The organism is Streptomyces sp. NPDC051582 (genome assembly GCF_040681715.1).
Classification (GTDB): Bacteria; Actinomycetota; Actinomycetes; order Streptomycetales; family Streptomycetaceae; genus Streptomyces.
On sequence record NZ_JBFAZJ010000087.1, the window covers coordinates 1 to 3,848 of the forward strand.

General features: G+C 68.2%; 4 protein-coding genes, 1 rRNA gene and 1 pseudogene. 1 reads left to right on the forward strand and 5 read right to left on the reverse strand.

Annotated elements, in window-relative coordinates:
- Positions 1–727 precede the first annotated feature (727 nt).
- Entirely contained in the window at positions 728–955 is a 228-nt protein-coding gene (locus tag AB0M92_RS39090) for a transposase (RefSeq protein ID WP_366107159.1), read from the reverse strand.
- A 485-nt stretch (positions 956–1,440) separates the two neighbouring features.
- Between AB0M92_RS39090 and AB0M92_RS39095 the strand changes: the two genes are divergently transcribed.
- Positions 1,441–1,854 carry a cytidine deaminase gene (locus AB0M92_RS39095; RefSeq protein ID WP_366107160.1) on the forward strand — a complete coding sequence of 138 codons (414 nt, stop codon included), beginning with the start codon at positions 1,441–1,443 and terminating at the stop codon, positions 1,852–1,854.
- A gap of 323 nt (positions 1,855–2,177) precedes the next feature.
- Here the strand turns inward: AB0M92_RS39095 and AB0M92_RS39100 are convergent.
- The 4 genes and pseudogenes from AB0M92_RS39100 to rrf form a co-directional block, all read right to left on the reverse strand.
- A pseudogene (locus AB0M92_RS39100) lies at positions 2,178–2,820 on the reverse strand (transposase); the annotation flags it as partial.
- Between the two features lie 202 nt (positions 2,821–3,022).
- Complete coding sequence (locus tag AB0M92_RS39105; RefSeq protein WP_366107161.1) at positions 3,023–3,292, reverse strand: hypothetical protein; 270 nt, start codon at positions 3,290–3,292, stop codon at positions 3,023–3,025.
- A gap of 17 nt (positions 3,293–3,309) precedes the next feature.
- Entirely contained in the window at positions 3,310–3,666 is a 357-nt protein-coding gene (locus tag AB0M92_RS39110) for a DUF6247 family protein (protein WP_366107162.1), read from the reverse strand.
- A gap of 107 nt (positions 3,667–3,773) precedes the next feature.
- Positions 3,774–3,848, reverse strand: a 5S ribosomal RNA gene (gene rrf, locus AB0M92_RS39115); the annotation flags it as partial.

Below are 3,848 nucleotides of genomic sequence, written 5' to 3' on the forward strand. Positions count from 1 at the left end.
GACGCTTCCTTTGTACTCACCCTCTCGGGCTTTCCTCCGGGCTTTCGTTCTTCGTTCTTGCGTTTCCGACTCTATCAGATCCTTTCGGGCCTGACTCCCGGTCGAAGCGGGATTTGCTTTCCAGGTCTTCGCTTTCGCGTTTCCCTTTCCGGCGAGTCCGACTCTATCAGAAGTTTTCCACCGGATTTCCCGGCTTCAGATTCCTGGATGAGGAGTCGAGTACGTACCCGAAGAATTCGATTCTGTGGGTACGAGGGGTCTTGCTGATGGCCGCCGAACTTGTCCAGTTCCAGGCAACCGTTCGACTCTACAACTGGGCCCCCGGAGTGTCAAAACGAGCGCCACCCGGCCTCTCAAGGCAGGCGGACGGCGAGGGTCCGCTGCCGTATGGGCGCAGGGCCTGGGCCGCTTGCTCCGCGGGGAGGGGCCTCGTTGCCGGCTCAACCGTAGACGCGCGTGATGCCGGTGCACCTCGTGCGCATGAATCTCCGTGCCTCGCTGGACTGCACCCGCTTGCGGGCGCCGCCGCCCCGCGAGGGCAGACACTCCCCCACGCCGAAGCGGCTGCATGTAGGTGTGGGGGCCGCCTCCGGCAGTTCCTCGATCCGCCCGGCCAGCAGCTCTCACTGGTCAAGGCGAGCGGCCAGGGATCCGGCCAGGATCGGGACGATCAGCGCGGCCGCCTCGCCAGCCCCGGCAGGCAGGCGACCGGACAGCCCACGTCCCCTCACCATCTCAAGAGGCCGGGCCTCGATCGAGGCCGGCTGGTCGACGACGACCAGCACGGTCCGTACTGCGCTTGCGACCTCGCGAAGAGCTCGCGGAGTTTGGGCTCGGTGTTGGCCAGCCGCTCGTCGAAGGCCTTCGTCCTGGCCGGGGTCACGGCGGTGGCGTGGTGTTCGCCCTTGCCCACGTCCAGGCCGAGGAAAGCGCCGATCCCACTGACCTCGATCACGTGCGTCCTCCGGCCACTCCCACCCGGCCGTCCCACGTTGCGAAGGACCTCGCAACCTGCGAAGAGTCCGTGGTCAAGCCCCCAAGCAGTGGTCAGTCAGTACCTGTTGCGCGCATCGGCGCCATGGGAGGCACCCAGCGCCCTGCTGGCTGCGCTCTGCTCGGCGGCTCTCCTTTTCTCGCCCGCCGCCCGTGCCCGAACCCGCCCGGGGAAAGAGGCGTTGAGCGCGGCAGGTCCAGCTGGGCGACGACCCTCTCAGCGGTCCGCCCGGGCCCGTACGAGGAACAGACCGCGGCCGGTGTCCATGCGGGGGTGGGTGGGGGCACGGGACCACTCCCGTAGGCGTTGACTTCACCCTCGATGCCGGCGACCACGTTCCGCCGCCCACACGATCTGGCGAAACAGCCCCTCCGCCGATATCTGCTTGCGCGCCATCGTCAGTCGGGGCGAACGTCGTCGCCTGACACCCCACGAAGGAAGAGACGATGACCGCGCCAACCCACCACGTCGACCACGAACTCGTCCAGGCCGCAGCCCACGTCGCTCGCACTCGATGCCGGGGTGACAACCACACCGTGGCTGCCGCGGCCCGTGCCCGGGACGGCCGGATCGTCACAGCGGTGAACGCCTACCACTTCACGGGAGGCCCTTGCGCCGAGCTGGTCCTCATCGGCACGGCAGCCACCCAGGGCGCCTACGAGCTGGACACGATCGTCGCCGTGGGGGACCGCGACCGCGGAGTCATTCCGCCATGCGGCCGGTGCCGTCAGGTCCTTCTCGACTACTTCCCCGCCCTCAAGGTCATCGTCGGCGCCGGCGACCACTCCCGCACCGTCCTCATCACCGACTTGCTGCCCGAAAGCTACATCTGGGCCGACCACCAGCTCGACGTCGAATAGACCCGCGCAACTCGGCACGAACCGGCCCCGTCGGCGGATTACCGGGCTCCCCTGCGGGGGCGCGGGTGCCCCTATCTCTTTGGTCAAGCTGTTGGGGTGCCCCGGGTGGCGGCGGAACGTGAGTCAGCATCGGCCGCTGTGTTGATGCCCGCGTATTCGTAGATCCAGCCCCAGAGGTGTTGGGGGCTCGAACTGCCAGGTAGATGTGTTCAGCGGCAGAGTCCCCAGGGCGCTGATGCTCGATTCGACGCGGTTGGGGTTCGTAGAAGATTCCGTCTCGCGGAGCTGCTTGCTTCCATTCCCGGAGGGCAGGGGTGGCCGACGGTCGGGAAGGTGCTGCCGTCTCCTACCTCGATCAGGATGCGGGCTCCGGTTCTGACGCCGCTTCCCGGCATGAACGTCAGGACCTTCGAAAGAGGGGGGGCCGCCGCCAGGAGCGAGTGCCTCGATCAGCGCGGCCGCCTCGGTGCCCCGAACGGTGACGGTCTGCTCGTCCAGAGCGGTGAAGACGTCCTCGACCAGCCGGCTCGGCCATCCTCGGGGCCTTAGGCCGTAATGGGGTGACCGACCGACATCAGCCGGCTCTGCAGATCTGAGCCGGGGACCCGAACCGCGCCAGCAGCGTGAGGCCGGCCGGGTGCTGCAACCGCGGCCCCAGGTTCCTTTCCAGCGAAGGATGGATCTGAGTCAGCGCGCCGTGCAGGCGGTTCGCGCCCCAGGGGGCCTCGCCAGCGAGGTCGTCGTCGACGCGTCCTTCGCGTCGGTCTTGCCGTCGCCCGGGTAGAGGTCGTCGATCCGCCGCATCGTCAGGCCCGGAAGACGGGCGACCGAGCAGCCCATGTCCCGCGCGGCCGCCAGGGGCAGGGCCCCGATCGAGGCCGGCTGATCGGCCACGACCAGCACCGTTCCCTGCTTGGCCTGGAGTTTCGCGAACAACTCGCGGAGCTCGGGTTCGGTGTTGGGCAACCGCCCCGATTGCGGAGCCACGAAGACGGTAACGCGGGGGTACATCGACCACTTGCGGCCGCGCATTCGGCCGATCACATCGCCCGAGCCGGTGGTGCCATCCATTGGCGTGAGGCCGCCGACGGCACGGGCACGGCATCGCCCATGGGCGACCACCGCGGCGGGGCCGACTGCGCACAGGGGCAGGCGATAGCCCTCGGGGTCAGAGGTTGACGCGCTTCAGGTAGACGCGGCTCCGGTGGGCGATGGTTTGGTACCAGAGCATCAGGTGCTCGTCCTCGTACGTGCGCAAGCGCATGGGGCTGGGGTCTTCGTAGAGGCTGCCGTCCTTGGGGTCGATCGCCATCGACGCCAGGTCGACCAGGCCCTCCATGACCACGGCCACCAGCTCCTGCTGCTCGGCCGGCATGTCACCGAGTACCCAGAGCCGGCTCGGGTCGCATTCCCAGGCCCAGCCGGCTTCGTTCTGCACTCCCTCACCCCGCAGGGTCACTGACCGATCTCCCGCTGGGCCTCGGCGAGGATGCGGCTGCTTGTCTCCATGGCGGCCCGGAACCGCTCCTCCGTGGCGGCCGGGTCGCCGGCGGCGCGTTCGGCTTCCAGCAGAGCGGCGGCGCGGGCGGGCCAGCGGTGGATGGCCACGTGCGTTGCCCACTTGACCAGGAAGAAGCGGAGCGGATTGATGGCTCCCGTCTCCGCGGCGCGGTCGAACGCCGCATGGCATTCCCTGTCGAACTCGGCGAGGTGCGCCATGTCGATCCGGCGCACGGCGTCCCGCAGGGCTTCGCGCGTCATGGCCGGCTGGGGGATGAGCGGACCGTCGTCTTCGAGGTGCTGTGCTGTCATCGTGCCTCCAGGGGAACGTGGCCAGGATAGCCACCGTCTCCGCGACATGCCCGTAAACGCAAAAAGCCCCGTACCGGATACCCGGTACGGGGCTTTTCACAATGATTGTTCGGCGGCGTCCTACTCTCCCACAGGGTCCCCCCTGCAGTACCATCGGCGCTGAAAGGCTTAGCTTCCGGGTT

Excerpts from the sequence above, each read along its gene's own strand:
- AB0M92_RS39110 (WP_366107162.1), bottom strand. The coding sequence starts at position 3,666 with ATGACAGCACAGCACCTCGAAGACGACGGTCCGCTCATCCCCCAGCCG.
- AB0M92_RS39095 (WP_366107160.1), top strand. The coding sequence starts at position 1,441 with ATGACCGCGCCAACCCACCACGTCGACCACGAACTCGTCCAGGCCGCA.